Genomic DNA, 16,013 nt, shown 5'->3' on the forward strand with positions numbered 1-16,013 from the left:
CCGGAGGAACAAGATGTCGGCCTGCTACGCCGGCAGGTGGCAATTTTGCGTCGCCCCTAGGCGGCAGCTTTGATGGGAAGGCTATGGGGCCCGTCACCGCTCAGATAGGGCCGCTGAAATGCAGAAGGGACGCCATTCCTGGCCCGGTGTGCCGGGAGAATGGCGTCCCTTCTTGTTTGTGGGGCAGTGGCCTGTCAGCCACTTCCGGTAGGGCGTGTCAGCCGCCCAGGTAGGCTTCTTCCACCTTGGGGTTGGCCAGCAGGTTGGCGCCGGAATCGGCCAGCACGATCTTGCCGGTCTCGATGACGTAGCCGTGCTTGGCGATCTTCAGGGCCTGGCGCACGTTCTGCTCCACCAGCAGGATGGTGAGGCCGCGGCGGTTGATCTCCACCAGGATGCGGAAGATTTCCTGCACCACGATGGGAGCCAGACCCATGGAGGGCTCATCCAGCAGCAGGAGCTTGGGCTTGGCCATGAGGGCCCGGCCGATGGCCAGCATCTGCTGCTCGCCGCCGGAGAGGTTGCCGGCGAACTGCTGGGAGCGTTCCTTGAGGCGGGGGAAGAGCTGGTACACCTCTTCCATGGAGGCGGGGATGCCCTCCTTGTCCTGCCGGGTGTAGGCACCCAGCTGCAGGTTTTCCTCCACCGTCAGGGTGGTGAGGATGGCCCGGCCTTCGGCCACCTGCACCAGGCCCCGTTCCACGATCTGGTGGGCGGGCAGGCGGGAGATGTCTTCGCCCTGAAATTCGATCTTGCCCCGGGTGGGCTTGATGAGGCCGGAGAGGGCCAGCAGGGTGGTGCTCTTGCCGGCGCCGTTGGCCCCCACCAGGGCGGTGATCTCGCCTTCGTTGAGGTGGAAGTCCAGGCCCTTGACGGCCTCGATGTGGCCGTAGGCCACGGCCAGGTCGTGTACGCGCAGAAGTACGCTCATTATTCGTCCTCCTTGCCCAGGTAGGCCTCGATCACGTCCGGGTTGTTGCGCACTTCGTCCGGCGTGCCTTCGGCGATGATGCGGCCGAAGTTGAGCACGGCGATGCGGTCGCACAGTCCCATGACGAAGCGCATGTCGTGCTCGATCATGAAGACGCCGTAGCCCCGGTTGCGGATGTTGTTGATCTCTTCCATGAGGATGGTCTTTTCCGACGGGTTCATGCCGGCCACCGGCTCGTCCAGCAGCAGCAGCTTGGGTTCCGTCGCCAGGGCCCGGGCGAATTCCAGCTTGCGCTGGTCGCCGTAGGAAAGGTTGTCGGCCAGCATGTCGGCCTTGTGGTCCAGACCCACCCAGGAGAGCAGCTCCAGGGCCCGTTCCCGGGCCTTCTTCTCGGCAGCGCGGCAGGCCGGGCTGTTGAGGAAGATGCCGAAACCGCCGTAATTGAGATGGTCGTGCATGCCCACCATGACGTTTTCCAGCAGATCCATTTCCTTGAAGATGCGGATGTTCTGGAAGGTGCGGGCGATGCCCTGGTGGGTGATGCGGTGGGGCTCCAGGCCGATCAGGGACTGGCCCTGGAAGTCGATCTGGCCGGCGCTGGGAGTGAGCAGGCCGGTGATGAGGTTGAACACCGTGGTCTTGCCGGCGCCGTTGGGGCCGATGAGGCCGTAGATGCTGCCGGCGGGCACTTCGAAGCTGACGTCCTGCAGCACGTGCAGGCCGCCGAAATGCTTGCCGACGTTACGGATGGAAAGCAGATTGGGTTGCTGGGGGGCGTTCATGCCTGACCTCCCTTGAGACGCTTGAAGAAGGCACGGATGCGGCGGGATTCCCACAGGCCCTTGGGCAGGAACAGCACCACCAGCACCAGCACGGCGCCGTTCACCAGGGAACGGAAGTCCTGCAGGGAGCGCAGCAGTTCCGGCAGCAGGGTCAGGATGGAGGAGCCGAGCATGGGGCCGATGAGGCTGGAGGTGCCGCCCAGCACCGCCATGGTGAGGATGTCCACGGCGTTCTCGAAGCCGTATTCCCGGGGGCTGATGAAGAAGGTGAAGTGGGCGTTGAGGGCTCCGGCCACGCCGGCGATGAAGGCGCCGAGGGAGAAGGCCAGCAGCTTGTAGCGGTCCACGTTGATGCCCATCAGGCGGGCGGCCACCTCGTCTTCCTTGATGGCCTCGAAGGCGCGGCCCACCTTGGAGCGGCGCAGCCGGGCCAGGCCATAGACGGTGACAGCCAGGATCAGGGCGATGTGCCAGCCTTCGGTGGCCAGGGGAATGCCGTTGAGGCCTTCGGGGCCGCCGGTGATCTCCAGGTTGAGTACGGTGATGCGCACCACCTCGCCGAAGGCCAGGGTGGCCATGGCCAGGTAGACGCCGGACAGCCGCAGCACCGGGGCGCCGATGATCAGGGCCACCAGGGTCGGGGCAATGCCGCCGGCTAGCAGCACGCTGCCGAAGGACCACTCCAGGTGCAGGGTGAGCAGGGCCGAGACGTAGGCGCCGACGCCCATGAAGGCGGCGTTGGCCAGGGACAGGAGGCCGCAGGAAAGGGTCAGCCAGATGGAGAGGGCCAACAGGGCGTGGACGCCCACCGAGAACACCAGGGTGCTGTAGGTGGACCAGAAGTCGTTAAACCATTCCATCACGCTTTCCTTTCCAGCTTGCGCCCGAACAGCCCGGAAGGCCGCACCAGCAGGATCAGGAAGAGCAGGCCGAAGGCCACCGCGTCGCCCATCTGGCTCGACAGGTAGGCCTTGCTGATGACCTCAGCGAAGCCCAGGAAGAGGCCGCCGATGAGGGCGCCGCGGATGTCGCCCATGCCGCCGAGGATGATCACGGCGATGCCCTTGTGCAGCATGGGCTGGCCCATGAAGGGGGTGATGGCGTTGAAGTTGAGGCCGATCAGCACCCCGGCGATGCCGCCCAGGGCGGCGGCGACGAAGGAGGTGATGTGGAACAGGCCTTCCACGTTGATGCCCAGCAGGTAGGCGGCCTTGGGGGATTCGGCGATGGCCCGCAGGGCGCGGCCCAGCTGGGTGCGCTTCAAGATGGTGAACAGCACGGCCATGAGCAGGAAGGCGATGGCGACGATGGCGATTTCCAGGGCCCGCACATGGACGTCGCCGACCATGAATTCGCCAGCCGGCATGACGTCCTCGGGGAAGCGAAGCACCTCGGCGCCGAACAGGCCCTGGGCAGCGCTGGTGAGCATGATGCCGACACCGATGGTGGCGATCATGGGAATCAGGTGGGGGGCGTTGCGGGCGCGCAGGGGTTTCAGCACCAGCACGTCCACCAGCAGGCCGATGGTGCCGCTGACCACCATGGCGCCGAGCATGGCCACCCAGAGGGGGGCGTTGAGGTGGCTGACCATGGCCAGGGCGGCGTAGCTGCCGACCATGAACACCGCTCCGTGGGAGAGGTTGATCACCGCCAGCACGCCGAACACCAGGGTGAAACCCAGGGCGAACAGCGCGTAGACGCTGCCGAGCGTCAGGGCGTTGAGGAGTTGTTGTTCAAGCATGGGGAAATTCCAGTTGCAAATGCAATGCGGGGCAGACTTTCATCGGCCCCGCATTGGTGGGTAAGACAGGCTTACGCGGACAGTCGCTTACTTGCCGTCGAAGGCGGTGAACTTGCCACCCTTGACCACGTAGATGAAGGGCTTCTGATCCGCATCCCAGCCGCCCGGCTTGCCGGACTTGGTGACGGCGGGACGGAACTTGAAGGGGCCGGTGGCGCCGTTGATGGTGGCCTTGGGCAGGGCGTTCTTCAGGGCTTCCCGGTCGGCGGCGATGTCGCCGGAGAGCTTCACTTCCTGCAGGGCGGCGGCAGCCACGTGCAGGGCGTCGAAGGCCTGGGCGGCGAACTGGTTGGGCTCGGCGTTGTACTTCTTCACGTAGGCGGCGACGAAGGCCTTGTTGGCGGGCGCCGGGTTGGTGTTGGACCAGGGGCTGCCGACGAAGGTGCCTTCACCGGCCAGCTTGGAGATCTCGAACAGCTTGGGGGAATTGAAGCCGTTGCCGCCGATGAAGGGCACCTTGATGCCCAGGCCCCGGGCCTGCAGCATGATGTTGGCGGCTTCTTCGGCCAGACAGGAACAGATCACCGCATCCGGGTTGGAGGCCTTGATCTTGGTCAGCTGGGCCTTGAAGTCCACGTCGCCCTTGACGTAGGTCTCGGTGGTGGTGACGGGCAGCTTCTGGTCTTCCAGCACCTTCTTGAAGACGTCGTAGCCGCTCTTGGTGAAGGCGTCGTCGTTACCGTAGATGACGGCGACCTGCTTCAGCTTGTAGTGCTTGGTGGCGGTGGCCACGGTCACCGGCAGCACGTCCGATTCCATGACGGAGTTGCGGAAGACGTAGGGGCCGATGTCGGTGATGCCGTTGGCGGTGACGGAGGTGCCGAAGACCACGGTCTTGGCGCCGTTGGCCACGGGGCCGGCGGCGAACATGGAGTTGGACAGGGTGGGGCCGAAGACCATCAGCACCTTGTCCTGGAAAATCAGTTTCTTGAAGACGTTGATGCCTTCTTCCTTCTTGCCCTGCTCGTCCTCGACGACCAGCTGGATCTTGTTGCCGTTCACACCGCCCTTGGCGTTGATTTCATCGGCAGCCAGCTGGAAGCCGTTGCGGATGGCGACGCCGTACTGGGCGGCACCGCCGGTGAGGGCGGCGGCCACGCCGATCTTGATGTCGGCGGCCTGGGCCAGGCCGGCGGCGGCGAGGGCGCCAACCAGAACGAGGGATTTGGGCAGGAAGCGCATAGTTTCTCCAGTGAATTCTGTTTTTGATTCGTACCAATGCGTCGGGCCGGGCCGGCGGGCCCGGGCGGAACGCCTGTCGATATCGGCGCCGGTGCGGCAATGCCCGCCTTTTGGGCGCGGCGCTTGCCTGGCCGGCACAGGTTTCTCGTAACCTGCGCCCAGGCCCGGGCTGGGAAGCTTGTGGTTCCAGCCTGTCCTGGTTTGACCGGGTTCCCCGTTGGGCGGGCGGCGGCGGGACGAATCCCGGGCAGTCCATGCGAAATGGGGAGGAAACCGTTAATTATACCGGCTCCGGGCCCTCCGGCGTCAGTACGTGGAAACCCGCAGGGGCGAACGGTGCCGGAATCCGCAAGTGCCCGGCTCATGGCCGAGTGCTTCGGACTGGCGCCGCATGGCGGCTGGCGGCCTATAATCGGGCGCTGCATACCGCTTCCGGCCCCGCCCAAGTGCTGGTTGGCCGGCCCGGCATGCATTCGGCCTTTCGCTCAAACTGATGGAGAAATCATGCAACTGTGGCAAAAACTCATGCTGACCGCCGTGGCGGCCCTGGCTGCCGCCGGCGTCCAGGCGGGCGCCCCGGAAAAGACCCCTTCCGGCCTGGTCTATGAATCCCTCAAGGACGGCAGCGGCGAAAAGGCTGCCCCCGAACTGACGGTGCAGGTGCACTACCGGGGCACCCTGGCCAACGGCAGCGAGTTCGACAGCTCCTACAAGCGGGGCCAGCCCGCCATCTTCCCCCTCAACCGGGTCATTCCCTGCTGGACCGAGGGCGTCTCCAAGATGCGCGAAGGCGGCAAGGCCCGCCTCACCTGCCCGCCGGAAATCGCCTACGGCTCCCGCGGCGCCGGCAGTGCCGTGCCGCCCAACGCCACCCTGACCTTCGAGGTGGAACTGCTCAAGGTGATCCGCTAATCCTTGGCGGATGCGGGACCCGGGCGCCACACAGCGCGCCCAGGCCCGGGGCGTCCGCCCCGCGCGGACTTTCCCTGTTTTTCCCTTTTCCCTACTCGCTGACCCGGCCCCGCTGCAGCTTCACCAGGCCCCGCTTGACCTTGCTGTCCACCCGCTTGCGCTGGGAGCTGCGGCTGGGTTTGGTGGGACGGCGCTGGGCGGGGACGAAGGCCGCGGCGGCGATCATTTCCCGCAGCCGCACCAGGGCGTCTTCCCGGTTGCGTTCCAGGCTGCGGTGCTTCTGGGCCTTGATGACGATGACGCCGTCGCTGCTGAGGCGCTGGTCGCGCCGGGCCAGCAGCCTGGCCTTGATCTCTTCCGGCAGGGACGAGGCGCCCACGTCGAAGCGCAGGTGCACCGCGTTGGAGACCTTGTTCACATTCTGGCCGCCGGCGCCCTGGGCGCGGATGGCGACGATTTCCACTTCGCTTTCGTTGAGGGTGATGCTCACGGCTGAATCCTTGGGGCGGGGGCAGGTCGGCATTTTCCCCCATTCTGCGCCAATCCGCCGCCAGCCCGTTGCCGGGCCGCCATGAAAAAAGGGCCACCCCGGGGTGGCCCTTTTGTTTGGCGCCTGGCGCCGGTCCTCGGCCTTACTGCAGGTAGGCGGGGCGGGCGTAGCCCTGGAAGTGCTTGTCCAGCACGGCCTTGTATTCGGGGGACTTGAAGGCGGCGACGATGTCCTGGGTCCAGGGCTTGTGCTGGTCTTCCGCCTTCACCGCCACCACGTTGAGATAGTGGTCCGGCGTCTTTTCCAGGGCGATGGCTTCGCTCAGCTTGAGACCGGAGGCGATGGCGAAGTTGCCGTTGATGACGACGAAGGCGGCATCGTCCAGGGTGCGGGGCAGCTGGGCGGCCTCGATGGGGGTCAGCTGCAGCTTGTGGGGGTTCTCTGCCACGTCCTTCTCGGTGGCCTTGAGGGGATCGGTGCCCGGCTTCACCTTGAGCAGGCCGTTCTGTTCCAGGAACACCAGGGCCCGGGCCAGGTTGGAAGGATCGTTGGGCAGGGTGATGCGGTCACCGTCCTTCAGTTCCTTGAGACTGGCGCGCTTCTTGGAATAGAGGCCGAGGGGGGCGATCGGGGCCTTGATCACGTCCACCAGGTTGAGGCCCTTGTCGGCGGCGAATTTCTTCAGGTAGATGACGTGCTGGAACAGGTTGGCGTCCAGGGAGCCCTGGGCCAGGGCCAGGTTGGGCTGCACGTAGTCGTTGAATTCCACCAGCTTCACGCTGTAGCCCTTCTTTTCCAGGATGGGCTTGATGCCCAGCTTCAGCTGGTCGAAATTGGGGCCGGCGGTGGCGCCGAGGGTCAGGTTTTTCTTCTCCTGGGCCAGGGCGCCCGGGGCGGCGGCGGCCAGGCCCAGGGAGAGGGCGGCGGCCAGCAGGGTGTGGATGATTTTCATGGCAATGGCTCCGGTGGGGATGGGGGATGGTTGGGGTTGTTTTCTACGTTGGCTCAGTGGCTGTCAGTGCCGGCCTGCAGCAGGCCCAGCAGGGCGGGGTCGGCCTGGCGCCCGGTGTAGTCGGCGACCCACTGCTTCTCCCGGGAAAAGAGGCGCAGGGCCTTGAGCCCAGGGTCGGGGCCGAGGGCGAACCAGTGTTCGGTGCCGGCGGGGACTTCCAGGTAATCGCCGGGGCCCGCTTCCAGCAGCACCTGGCTGCCATCCGCCCGGACCACGCCGAAGTAGCCGGTGCCGGCCAGGATGTAGCGCACCTCGTGGTCCGTATGGGTATGGACCTGGGCGAACTGCTGGCGCAGGCGGGGCAGCTCGGGCAGGTCGGCGTGGAAGGCCACCAGGTCCCGGCCGGCGCCGGCGGGGGCCTGCACGGCCTGGCCCAGGCTGGCGTCGAGGTGTTGCAGCAGCTGGGCCTGTTGCGCCGGGTCCAGTTCGGGCCGGGCCAGCAGGGCGGCGGTGTGCGGGTCCTGGGGCAGGGGCAGGTGGCGCAGGGTCAGGCCCAGGCTGCGGGCGAGGGCGTTGACGGTGGCCGGGTCGGCTTCGTACTTGCCATCGGGGGTGAACAGGCGTGCCATGCCGGGGCTCCAGTGGTTGCGGGCGGGGGCCGATCGCGGCGATCGGGCCCCACGCCGGAAGTGAGGATGGGAGCCACTTTAGGGAATCGCCGGCGCCGGCGGAAATACCGATTGGTGGGGTCGATATGCGGCGGCGGAATATGGGGCAGGGGACGCGCCCGGCCAGAGGGGCGGCGGATGGCGCCGGCCAAGAAAAAGGCCGCCCGGAGGCGGCCTGTGGCGGGGCGGTTAGGCCTGCTTGGGGCCGGCTGTCCGCTTATTGCCAGTAGTTGGGGCGGGCGTAGCCCTGGAAGTGCTTGTCCAGCACGGCCTTGAATTCGGCGGACTTGAAGGCAGCGACGATGTCCTGGGCCCAGGCCTTGTTCTGGTCTTCGGTCTTCACCGCCACCACGTTGAGGTAGTGATCCGGGGTCTTTTCCAGGGAGATGGCTTCGCTCAGCTTGAGGCCGGAGGCGATGGCGAAGTTGCCGGGCACCACCACCAGGCCGGCGTCGTCCAGGGTGCGGGGCAGCTGGGCAGCTTCGATGGGGGTCAGCTGCAGCTTGCGCGGGTTCTCCGCCACGTCCTTCTCGGTGGCCTTGAGGGCGTCGATGCCGGCCTTGACCTTGATCAGGCCGTTCTGCTCCAGGAAGTGCAGGGCCCGGGCCAGGTTGGAGGGATCGTTGGGCAGGGTGACGCGGTCGCCGTCCTTGACGTCCTTGAGGCTCTTGGCCTTCTTGGAGTAGAGGCCCATGGGGGCCACCGGCACCTTGACCACGTCGGTCAGGTTGAGGCCCTTGTCGGCGGAAAACTTCTTCAGGTAGATGACGTGCTGGAAGACGTTGGCGTCCAGGGAACCCTGGGCCAGGGCCAGGTTGGGCTGCACGTAGTCGTTGAATTCCACCAGCTTCACGCTGTAGCCCTTCTTTTCCAGGATGGGCTTGATGCCCAGCTTGACCTGGTCGAAGTTGGGGCCGGCGGTGGCGCCGATGGTCAGGTTCTTCTTCTCCTGCGCGAAGGCGGGAGCCGCCGCCAGGCCCAGGGCCAGACCGGCAACGAGGAGGGAACGGATCAGTTTCATGTGTTTGGACTCCGTAGTTGGGGGTGAATCAAAAGCGTTTGCCACAGAGGGCACACCCCCTGAAGGGGGTAAAGAGATCACAGAGGGGGTTCATTCTCCGTGGGGTAGGGCGAGGAACCTGGAAAGGGCCGGTGCCCTGGCAGCCAATAAGGACGGACTTCTCAGCCATGCCATGCTGAACAATGGCGTCCCTATTGCCTCCCAGACCTATCGCCTTTTGCCTTTTCTCTGTGCTCTCTGTGTCCTCTGTGGCTAAAAAGGTTTTCTACTCAGTTCAGCGCTTGTCCACACGCCGCGCCAGCCATTGGCCGAAGAACTGGATGCCCTGCACCAGCACCACCAGCAGGACGATGGTGATCAGCATCACGTCGGTCTGGAAGCGGTAGTAGCCGTAGCGGATGGCCAGGTCGCCGATGCCGCCGCCGCCCACCACGCCGGCCACGGCGGAGTAGGAGAGGAAGCTGACGGCGGTGATGGTGACCGCCAGGATCAGGCCGGAACGGGCTTCCACCAGCAGCACCTGGGTGACGATCTGCAGGGGCGAGGCGCCCATGGCCTCGGCCGCCTCGATGACGCCCCGGGGCACGTCGCGCAGGGTCTGCTCGATGATGCGGGCGAAGTAGAAGATGGCGGCCAGGGACAAGGGCACGCTGGCGGCCAGGGGGCCGATGGAGGTGCCGACGATGTGCCGGGTGAAGGGCGACACCGCCACCAGCAGGATGATGAAGGGGAAGGAGCGGAAGACGTTGATGAAGCCGTTGGCCACCAGGTTGAAGCGACGGTAACGGCCCAGCACCTGGCCGGGGGAGGTGAGGAAGACCAGGATGCCGAGGGCGCCGCCGACGATGACGGCGGCGGTGAGGCAGATCAGCATCATCAGGCCGGTCTCGCCGGCGGCCTTGCCGATTTCCGGCAGCAGTTCGATGAAGGTGTCGAGGATGGTGGGCACGGGGGCCAGGGTTTCATCAGCCATGGGCGGCCTCGCTCAGCAGGTGTTGGGGGGCGGGGTCGGCGGCGGCTTCCTCGGCGTCGCCTTCGGCATCGCCGTATTCGCGCAGCCATTGGGCCAGCTGGGAATCAGGCGGGATGCGGCCGTTGGCGATGGTCAGGCGCTCCACGATCTGCCCCGCTTCCATGACGGAAACCCGGTGGCAGAGGCGGCGGATGACGCCCATCTCGTGGCTCACCAGCAGGATGGTGACGCCCAGGCGGCGGTTCACGTCGGCCAGCACTTCCAGCAGGGACTGGGTGGTGCGGGGGTCCAGGGCCGAGGTGGGCTCGTCCGCCAGCAGCACGTGGGGCTCCGGGGCCAGGGCCCGGGCGATGGCGACGCGCTGCTTCTGGCCGCCCGAAAGCTGGGCCGGATAGACCCCGGCCTTCTCGGAAAGGCCGACGAATTCCAGGCAGGTTTTCACCCGCTCGTTGATGCGGGCCTCGTCGGCCCCGGCGATGCGCAGGGGGAAGGCCACGTTGTCGGCCACGGTGCGGTTATGCAGCAGGTTGAAGTGCTGGAAGATCATGCCGATGCGCTGGCGGGCGGTGCGCAGGTCGGCGGGGGAGAGGGTCATCAGGTCCTGGCCGTGCACCACCACCTGGCCGGCGTCGGGGCGCTCCAGCAGGTTAGCCAGGCGCAGCAGGGTGGACTTGCCGGCGCCGGAGAAACCGATGATGCCGTGGATTTCGCCCGGGGCCACGTCCAGGTCGGTGGGGTGCACGCCCACCTGCTGGCCGTCCGGGGTGCGGAAGCTTTTGCTGACTCCCCGCAGCGCCAGGGCGGGGGAATCGGTGTTTTGAGTTGTCATTATGGGAAAACGCTGTTCTGGATGGTTCGGGTCGTCGTCGGGCACCTTGGGTCAGTCAGGCTCGCCGAAAGTGCCGCGGGCGCCGGCTGGCGGGGGCTTGCGCCGGGCCGGGGGCCAGGCGGGAAGCGCGGCGCCAGGGAGGGGAAAACCGCAAAGGCGGAACTTTAGCCCTCGAACCGGGGGCTGACAAGCCGCTGAATGCTATGGATTTCCCGTAGCTGCCGTGTTTTTTCCCCTTTTCCGGTGCCGGGTTCCGGGGGGAAAGGCGCCATGCCCACCCCCGCCGGTCCCCACTTACCCCACCTGACGCAGCAGGTGTTTCTGGATCTTGCCGCTGGTGGTCTTGGGCAGGGCCTCGATGAAGTGGTAGCGCCGGGGCCGCTTGTAGTGGGCCAGCCGGTCCCCCTCCAGGAGGAAGTGGTCCAGGGCCTCCTGGGTCAGGGTGGCGCCGGGCTTGGCCACCACGTGGGCGGCCACCACCTGGCCCCAGGTGTCGTCCGGCTCGCCCACCACCGCCACTTCCAGCACGCCGGGGTGTTCCACCAGGGCGTCTTCCACCTCCCGGGGATAGACGTTCTCGGCGCCGGAATTGATCATGTGGTCGATGCGGTCGCGGATCCACAGATAGCCTTCCTTATCCAGGCTGCCCAGGTCGCCAGTGTGGTACCAGCCGAAGGCCAGGGCCCGGGCGTTGGCCTCCGGGCGGTTGAGGTAGCCGCCCATCATGCAGGGGCCCCGCACCAGGATTTCGCCCACCTCGTCCGGCGCCGCCAGGTCGGCGGGGTCCGAAGGACTGCCGTCGGCCTTGACCCGGGCCACCAGCAGATCGTGGTTGAGGGAGGGCAGGCCGGCGGAACCGGCGTGGGAAAGCTGTTCGTGGGGATAGAGCACGGACATGCAGGGCCCCATTTCCGTGGTGCCGTAGATCTGCACCAGGCCGGCGCCCACCTTCTTGTCCCATTCCCGGATCAGGTGGGGCGCCATGGAGGCGCCGCCGTATTCCACCAGGCGCAGGCTGGAAAGGTCCCGGCTGGCCACGTCCGGGTGATGCAGGAGCAGGGTGACCATGGTCGGGGCGGCGAAGAAATGGGTCACCTTCTCCACCTCGGTCAGGCGCCAGGCCTCGCCGGCGTCGAAGCGGCGCAGCAGCACCTGGGTGGCGCCCAGCTGCAGGCGGGGCAGGAAGCTGGTGTGCAACTCGGCGGTGTGGTTCAGGGGCGCCACCGCCAGGCCCACGTCCTCCCGGGAGAGGGTCATGGCCTGGTGCATCATGGCGTTGTGGGCCAGCTTGCTGCGGTGGGTGTGCAGCACGCCCTTGGGCCGGCCGGTGGTGCCGCTGGTGTACATGAGGATGCAGTTGTCGTTTTCCTCCACGATCACCGGCGGCAGGGTGGCGGGCTGGTGTCGCACCAGCTGGTCCAGCCTGGCGGTGGCGAAGGCGGGGGCTGCGTCAGAGTCGGCGTAGATCCAGTGGGCCGTGGGCACGCCATGCTCTCGCGCCTTTTCCACCACCTCGCTGCCTTCCTTCTCGAACAGCAGCACCTTGGCCTGGCCGTCCTCCAGGATGAAGGCCAGCTCCTGGGCCGCCAGGCGGTAGTTGATGGGATTGAAGACGGCCCCCACCCGGGCGGCGGCCAGCAGGGAAAAGACGAAGGCCGGGGTGTTGTAGAGGAAGGCGGCGACCACGTCGCCCTTCTGCACGCCCAGGGCGAGGAGGGCGTGGGCGTGGCGGTTCACCTCGGCGTTGAGCTGGGCGTAGGTCCACACCCGGCGCTGGGCCGGTGTGTCGTGATCGCCGCCCTCCCAGGCAATGAGGGCGGGCTTGTCGGGGAAGTAGCGGGCGGGCCAGGAAAGGGTGTCGCCCAGGGTCAGGCCGCGGCTCATGGGCGGACTCCGGCGGGGCGGTGGGACTTGGTGTGCATGGCGATGGGGCCCGGGAGGGGCGCGGCGGCATTGAACAGGCTGCCACTGTAGGGCCCGGCCCGCAGGGCTGTGAAATACCGCTTGTGTCTTTCTATATTCCGCCGCGGCCCGGGATCGGGTTATCCGGCACGTCCAGAGTCAGTCGCAGCATGTCGATGAAGGCGGCGGTGCGGGTGGGCAGCAGGCGGCGTCCCGGGGTGACGCACCAGACGGTGACGCAGGGCAGCTCCCATGCGGGCAGCAGGCGCTGCAGCTGGCCGCTTTCCACATAGGGGCGGGTGAAGCGGTGGGCCAGGCCGACGATGCCCATGCCGTGGGCCGCCAGGGTGCGCTGCATGCCCACCGAGTTGGCCGTCAGGGGGCCCGTGGGCAGGCCCTCCCAGCGCTCGTTGCCGCAGGAGAGGCGCCAGGGCTGGGCTTCGCCATTGCTGGTGATGAGGCGCAGGCAGATGTGCTGCATCAGCTCGGCCGGGGCCCGGGGGGCGCCGTGGCGCTCGACGTAGGCCGGGCTGGCGTAGAGGCCGGAATGGAACCGGGTCAGGGGCCGGGCCACCAGGCTGGTGTCGTCCGGCAGCTGGCTAGCGACCCGCACCGCCAGGTCGAAGCGTTCCGCCAGCAGGTCCACCCGGCGCGGCGACAGGTCCAGTTCCAGGCGCACCGCCGGGTAGTGGGCGGCGAAGTCGATGAGGGCCGGGGCCAGGTCCAGCTCGCCGAAGTCCGGCGGCATGGAGACCCGCAGCACGCCCTGGGGTGTGGCCTGGCGGTGCAGGGCCAGGGCGGCGGTGGCTTCGGTTTCCTCCAGCAGGCGGCGGGCGTGGTCCAGGATGCCTTCGCCGAATTCGGTGATGGCCAGGCGCCGGGTGCTGCGGGTCAGCAGCCGTTCCCCCAGGGTGCTCTCCAGGGCGGTGATGCGGCGGGAGAGGGTGGATTTGGGCAGGCCCACCCGCTCGGCGGCCTTGGAAAAACTGCCCGCTTCCATGATGCGGGCGAACAGCACCAGGTCGTTGGCGTCCAGCTTGAGGTCGGGGGTCATGGCGGGCTCCGGGCGTAAAGGGCCTGTCGTTGCATTGATGGAACAATGATATCCATTTGAAGGGCTTCCGGTGCGTTATTGCGGGTAATAAAGTGCACTCAACGGTTCGCCGGAGCAGCATCCGCCAGCCCGGCCCCGCACCCCAACCCCACGGAGAAGCCATCATGAAAATCCTGCAGATCAACGCCAGCGCCCGTTCCGCCGGTGCCAATTCCACCCGCGTCGCCGATTCCATCACCGCCCGCCTGCAGGCCGCCCATCCCGGCGCCCTGGTGGAAGTGCGGGACCTGGCCGCCAATCCCCATCCGGTGCTGGACGAGCCGGCCCTCTCTGCCCTGTTCACCCCCGCCGAGCAGCGCACCCCCGAGCAGGCCGCCCGGGTGGCCCTGGACGATGCCCTCATCGCCCAGGTGCAGTCCGCCGACGCCATCGTGCTGGGCGTGCCCATGTACAACTTCGGCGTGCCGGTGCAGCTGAAGGCCTGGATCGACGCCATCGCCCGTGCCGGCGTCACCTTCCGCTACACCGAGAACGGTCCCCAGGGCCTGATCACCGGCAAGAAGGTGTACGTGGCCCTGGCCCGGGGCGGCCTCTACCGCAACACCCCGGCCGATTCCCAGGTGCCCTACCTGAAGAGCGTGCTGGCCTTCCTCGGCATGACCGACGTGGAATTCATCTACGCCGAGGGCCTGGCCATGGGGCCGGATGCCGCCGCCAAGGGCTTCGCCGAAGCCCAGGCCCAGATCGACGCCATCGCCGCCTGAGCCTGACGCTGCCGGTCCGCTCCCCTGCCTGCGGGCAACGGGCCTGGGCCGGCGCTGTCCACCGTTTAACCTGGGAGGCCCGTCCTCCCCGCCGCCGTCCCGCCCGGGATGCGGCTTCATCAGGAGTCCATGCCATGACCACCCTCCACCGTACTGCGCCGCCGGCCGCACCGGCTGCCGCCAACGCTGCCAACGCTGCCAATGCCGCCTCCCGGGCCGTGGAACGCCTGGTGCGGGGCATGGCCACTTCCGACGGGGCCGGCGTGCGCCTGACCCGGGTGCTGACCCAGAACCTGCAGCGCCGCCTCGATCCCTTCCTTATGCTCGACGCCTTCCGCAACGAAAACGCGGAGGACTACATCGGCGGCTTTCCCGACCATCCCCACCGGGGCTTCGAGACCGTCACCTACATGATCGCCGGCCGCATGCGCCACCACGACAGCGTCGGCAACGAGGGCCTGCTGGGCCCCGGCGGCGCCCAGTGGATGACCGCCGGCAGCGGCCTCATCCACTCCGAACTGCCGGAGCAGGAGGAGGGCCTGATGGAAGGCTTCCAGCTGTGGCTCAACCTGCCGGCCAGGAACAAGATGGTGGCGCCCTACTACCGGGACATCCCGCCTGCCGCCATTCCCGAATACACCACCGCCGCGGGCGTGCGGGTGCGCATCATCGCCGGCGCCAGCCAGGGCGTGGCCGGGGCCGTGCAGCGCCCGGATACGGAGCCCCTCTACCTGGACATCCACCTGCCTGCCGGCAGCGCCCTGTTCCACGAGATTCCCGCCGGCCACAACGCCTTCACCTACACCTACCGGGGCAGCGTGGAGGTGGGCGGCAATGTGGTGCCCGACCGGCACATGGCCATTCTGGCCAACGACGGCGCCCCCGGCGTGCACCTGGCGGCGGCGGAGGATTCCCGCCTGCTGCTGGTGGCGGGCCGGCCCCTGGGCGAGCCCATCGCCCAGTACGGCCCCTTCGTCATGAACACGGCGGAGGAAATCCAGCAGGCCATGCGCGACTACAGCGCCGGCCATTTCGCCGCCGCCCCGGTGCGGACCCTGTAGCTTTTCTCCTTCTCCCCTGGCAACGCCGCCGGCCTTGCGCCGGCGGGGCAGGCAAAAGGCATCAAAGCAGCGCAAAATTAGGGGGTGCGGGGCCGCCCGGCCCCGGCGGAAGGGAGAACGACATGAAACGATGCGCCCTCTTGCTGCTGCCCCTGCTGCTGGCCGCCTGCGGCGGTCCCGGCAGCTATGCGGAACGGGAGGATTTCCAGTCCGACCCGCGCCATCGCCGGGATTTCCCCACGGCGGCGGCGCCCCTGTGCGATGCGGCCCGGCGGGTCCTGCTGGGGGACGGCTACGTGGTGCTGCCCGGGCGCGACGCCCTCACCTTCAGCGGCGCCAAGGAATTCCGGGTGGACGACAAGGGCCACGCCCAGCTGCGCCTGCACCTGGCCTGCAGCGAGGCGCGCAGCGGCGCCACCCTGTTCGTCACCGCCACGGAAGAGCATTTCGACGTCAAGACCACCCGCCAGAGCACCAGCGTCGGTGTGCCCCTGGTGGCCCCCATTTCCTTCAGCAGCAGCACCGAGGGCGACAACCAGGTCAAGACCCGGGGCGAGACCGTGGCCGCCCGGGATTTCTACGAGCGCTTCTACCGGGCGGTGCAGAGGGAACTGGGCGGCCGCCAGTAAGGACGGGCAGGGAAGGGGGAGGGGGCAGGAGCGCCGGTCCCATTCCCGGTGCGGGGCAGGGC

Annotated in this window: 17 protein-coding genes; 4 read left to right on the plus strand and 13 right to left on the minus strand. The window is 67.6% G+C overall.

Annotated elements, in window-relative coordinates; all coding sequences use genetic code 11:
• Window positions 1-217: 217 nt before the first annotated feature.
• The 5 genes from AC1RTA_RS10730 to AC1RTA_RS10750 all read right to left on the minus strand — a co-directional run bounded on the left by AC1RTA_RS10730 (window position 218) and on the right by AC1RTA_RS10750 (window position 4,696).
• Entirely contained in the window at window positions 218-931 is a 714-nt protein-coding gene (locus tag AC1RTA_RS10730; protein ID WP_014237124.1) for an ABC transporter ATP-binding protein, read from the minus strand.
• Complete coding sequence (locus AC1RTA_RS10735; protein WP_287874104.1) at window positions 931-1,713, minus strand: ABC transporter ATP-binding protein; 783 nt, start codon at window positions 1,711-1,713, stop codon at window positions 931-933. The genes AC1RTA_RS10730 and AC1RTA_RS10735 overlap by 1 nt, the downstream gene beginning before the upstream one ends.
• Window positions 1,710-2,573: a branched-chain amino acid ABC transporter permease gene (locus tag AC1RTA_RS10740; protein ID WP_130458221.1), complete on the minus strand. Its 864-nt coding sequence runs from the start codon at window positions 2,571-2,573 to the stop codon at window positions 1,710-1,712. The genes AC1RTA_RS10735 and AC1RTA_RS10740 overlap by 4 nt, the downstream gene beginning before the upstream one ends.
• On the minus strand, window positions 2,573-3,454 hold the full coding sequence (locus AC1RTA_RS10745) for a branched-chain amino acid ABC transporter permease (protein WP_014237127.1): 882 nt from the start codon (window positions 3,452-3,454) through the stop codon (window positions 2,573-2,575). Before AC1RTA_RS10745 ends, AC1RTA_RS10740 begins: the two co-directional genes overlap by 1 nt.
• Before the next feature lie 87 nt (window positions 3,455-3,541).
• Entirely contained in the window at window positions 3,542-4,696 is a 1,155-nt protein-coding gene (locus AC1RTA_RS10750; RefSeq protein WP_014237128.1) for an ABC transporter substrate-binding protein, read from the minus strand.
• 504 nt (window positions 4,697-5,200) lie between these two features.
• Here AC1RTA_RS10750 and AC1RTA_RS10755 point away from each other — a divergent pair.
• Window positions 5,201-5,608, plus strand: a complete 408-nt coding sequence (locus tag AC1RTA_RS10755) for an FKBP-type peptidyl-prolyl cis-trans isomerase (protein ID WP_492784715.1) — start codon at window positions 5,201-5,203, stop codon at window positions 5,606-5,608.
• Window positions 5,609-5,699: 91 nt separating this feature from the next.
• On the opposite strand, the gene arfB is transcribed toward AC1RTA_RS10755, so the two are convergent.
• The 8 genes from arfB to AC1RTA_RS10795 all read right to left on the minus strand — a co-directional run bounded on the left by arfB (window position 5,700) and on the right by AC1RTA_RS10795 (window position 13,497).
• The gene (gene arfB, locus AC1RTA_RS10760; protein ID WP_014237130.1) at window positions 5,700-6,098 is read right to left on the minus strand and encodes an alternative ribosome rescue aminoacyl-tRNA hydrolase ArfB; all 399 of its coding nucleotides are present in this window, start codon (window positions 6,096-6,098) and stop codon (window positions 5,700-5,702) included.
• 142 nt (window positions 6,099-6,240) lie between these two features.
• The gene (locus tag AC1RTA_RS10765) at window positions 6,241-7,050 is read right to left on the minus strand and encodes a MetQ/NlpA family ABC transporter substrate-binding protein (protein ID WP_492784716.1); all 810 of its coding nucleotides are present in this window, start codon (window positions 7,048-7,050) and stop codon (window positions 6,241-6,243) included.
• A 53-nt stretch (window positions 7,051-7,103) separates the two neighbouring features.
• On the minus strand, window positions 7,104-7,679 hold the full coding sequence (locus tag AC1RTA_RS10770; RefSeq protein ID WP_130458225.1) for a cupin domain-containing protein: 576 nt from the start codon (window positions 7,677-7,679) through the stop codon (window positions 7,104-7,106).
• Between the two features lie 256 nt (window positions 7,680-7,935).
• A complete protein-coding gene (locus tag AC1RTA_RS10775) occupies window positions 7,936-8,739 on the minus strand; it encodes a MetQ/NlpA family ABC transporter substrate-binding protein (RefSeq protein WP_014237133.1) in 804 nt (267 codons plus the stop codon).
• 274 nt (window positions 8,740-9,013) lie between these two features.
• Entirely contained in the window at window positions 9,014-9,712 is a 699-nt protein-coding gene (locus tag AC1RTA_RS10780; RefSeq protein ID WP_014237134.1) for a methionine ABC transporter permease, read from the minus strand.
• Window positions 9,705-10,541 (minus strand): methionine ABC transporter ATP-binding protein, encoded by an 837-nt coding sequence (locus tag AC1RTA_RS10785; protein ID WP_014237135.1) that lies wholly within the window; start codon window positions 10,539-10,541, stop codon window positions 9,705-9,707. Before AC1RTA_RS10785 ends, AC1RTA_RS10780 begins: the two co-directional genes overlap by 8 nt.
• A gap of 294 nt (window positions 10,542-10,835) precedes the next feature.
• The gene (locus AC1RTA_RS10790; protein WP_492784717.1) at window positions 10,836-12,425 is read right to left on the minus strand and encodes a fatty acid--CoA ligase; all 1,590 of its coding nucleotides are present in this window, start codon (window positions 12,423-12,425) and stop codon (window positions 10,836-10,838) included.
• Window positions 12,426-12,555: 130 nt separating this feature from the next.
• The gene (locus tag AC1RTA_RS10795; RefSeq protein ID WP_492784718.1) at window positions 12,556-13,497 is read right to left on the minus strand and encodes a LysR family transcriptional regulator; all 942 of its coding nucleotides are present in this window, start codon (window positions 13,495-13,497) and stop codon (window positions 12,556-12,558) included.
• 164 nt (window positions 13,498-13,661) lie between these two features.
• Here AC1RTA_RS10795 and AC1RTA_RS10800 point away from each other — a divergent pair, with 164 nt between their 5' ends.
• The 3 genes from AC1RTA_RS10800 to AC1RTA_RS10810 all read left to right on the plus strand — a co-directional run bounded on the left by AC1RTA_RS10800 (window position 13,662) and on the right by AC1RTA_RS10810 (window position 15,951).
• Window positions 13,662-14,261, plus strand: a complete 600-nt coding sequence (locus AC1RTA_RS10800) for an FMN-dependent NADH-azoreductase (RefSeq protein WP_492784719.1) — start codon at window positions 13,662-13,664, stop codon at window positions 14,259-14,261.
• A gap of 239 nt (window positions 14,262-14,500) precedes the next feature.
• Entirely contained in the window at window positions 14,501-15,322 is an 822-nt protein-coding gene (locus AC1RTA_RS10805; RefSeq protein WP_492784720.1) for a pirin family protein, read from the plus strand.
• Between the two features lie 122 nt (window positions 15,323-15,444).
• Window positions 15,445-15,951, plus strand: coding sequence for a DUF2242 domain-containing protein (locus AC1RTA_RS10810; RefSeq protein WP_152089464.1), 507 nt, complete (start codon window positions 15,445-15,447; stop codon window positions 15,949-15,951).
• The last annotated feature ends 62 nt before the right edge of the window (window positions 15,952-16,013 follow it).

This window comes from Azospira sp. MPR-E4 (genome assembly GCF_058809645.1).

Excerpts from the sequence above, each read along its gene's own strand:
- AC1RTA_RS10730 (WP_014237124.1), bottom strand. The coding sequence starts at position 931 with ATGAGCGTACTTCTGCGCGTACACGACCTGGCCGTGGCCTACGGCCAC.
- AC1RTA_RS10735 (WP_287874104.1), bottom strand. The coding sequence starts at position 1,713 with ATGAACGCCCCCCAGCAACCCAATCTGCTTTCCATCCGTAACGTCGGC.
- AC1RTA_RS10740 (WP_130458221.1), bottom strand. The coding sequence starts at position 2,573 with ATGGAATGGTTTAACGACTTCTGGTCCACCTACAGCACCCTGGTGTTC.
- AC1RTA_RS10745 (WP_014237127.1), bottom strand. The coding sequence starts at position 3,454 with ATGCTTGAACAACAACTCCTCAACGCCCTGACGCTCGGCAGCGTCTAC.
- AC1RTA_RS10750 (WP_014237128.1), bottom strand. The coding sequence starts at position 4,696 with ATGCGCTTCCTGCCCAAATCCCTCGTTCTGGTTGGCGCCCTCGCCGCC.
- AC1RTA_RS10755 (WP_492784715.1), top strand. The coding sequence starts at position 5,201 with ATGCAACTGTGGCAAAAACTCATGCTGACCGCCGTGGCGGCCCTGGCT.
- AC1RTA_RS10765 (WP_492784716.1), bottom strand. The coding sequence starts at position 7,050 with ATGAAAATCATCCACACCCTGCTGGCCGCCGCCCTCTCCCTGGGCCTG.
- AC1RTA_RS10770 (WP_130458225.1), bottom strand. The coding sequence starts at position 7,679 with ATGGCACGCCTGTTCACCCCCGATGGCAAGTACGAAGCCGACCCGGCC.
- AC1RTA_RS10775 (WP_014237133.1), bottom strand. The coding sequence starts at position 8,739 with ATGAAACTGATCCGTTCCCTCCTCGTTGCCGGTCTGGCCCTGGGCCTG.
- AC1RTA_RS10780 (WP_014237134.1), bottom strand. The coding sequence starts at position 9,712 with ATGGCTGATGAAACCCTGGCCCCCGTGCCCACCATCCTCGACACCTTC.
- AC1RTA_RS10785 (WP_014237135.1), bottom strand. The coding sequence starts at position 10,541 with ATGACAACTCAAAACACCGATTCCCCCGCCCTGGCGCTGCGGGGAGTC.
- AC1RTA_RS10790 (WP_492784717.1), bottom strand. The coding sequence starts at position 12,425 with ATGAGCCGCGGCCTGACCCTGGGCGACACCCTTTCCTGGCCCGCCCGC.
- AC1RTA_RS10795 (WP_492784718.1), bottom strand. The coding sequence starts at position 13,497 with ATGACCCCCGACCTCAAGCTGGACGCCAACGACCTGGTGCTGTTCGCC.
- AC1RTA_RS10800 (WP_492784719.1), top strand. The coding sequence starts at position 13,662 with ATGAAAATCCTGCAGATCAACGCCAGCGCCCGTTCCGCCGGTGCCAAT.
- AC1RTA_RS10805 (WP_492784720.1), top strand. The coding sequence starts at position 14,501 with ATGGCCACTTCCGACGGGGCCGGCGTGCGCCTGACCCGGGTGCTGACC.
- AC1RTA_RS10810 (WP_152089464.1), top strand. The coding sequence starts at position 15,445 with ATGAAACGATGCGCCCTCTTGCTGCTGCCCCTGCTGCTGGCCGCCTGC.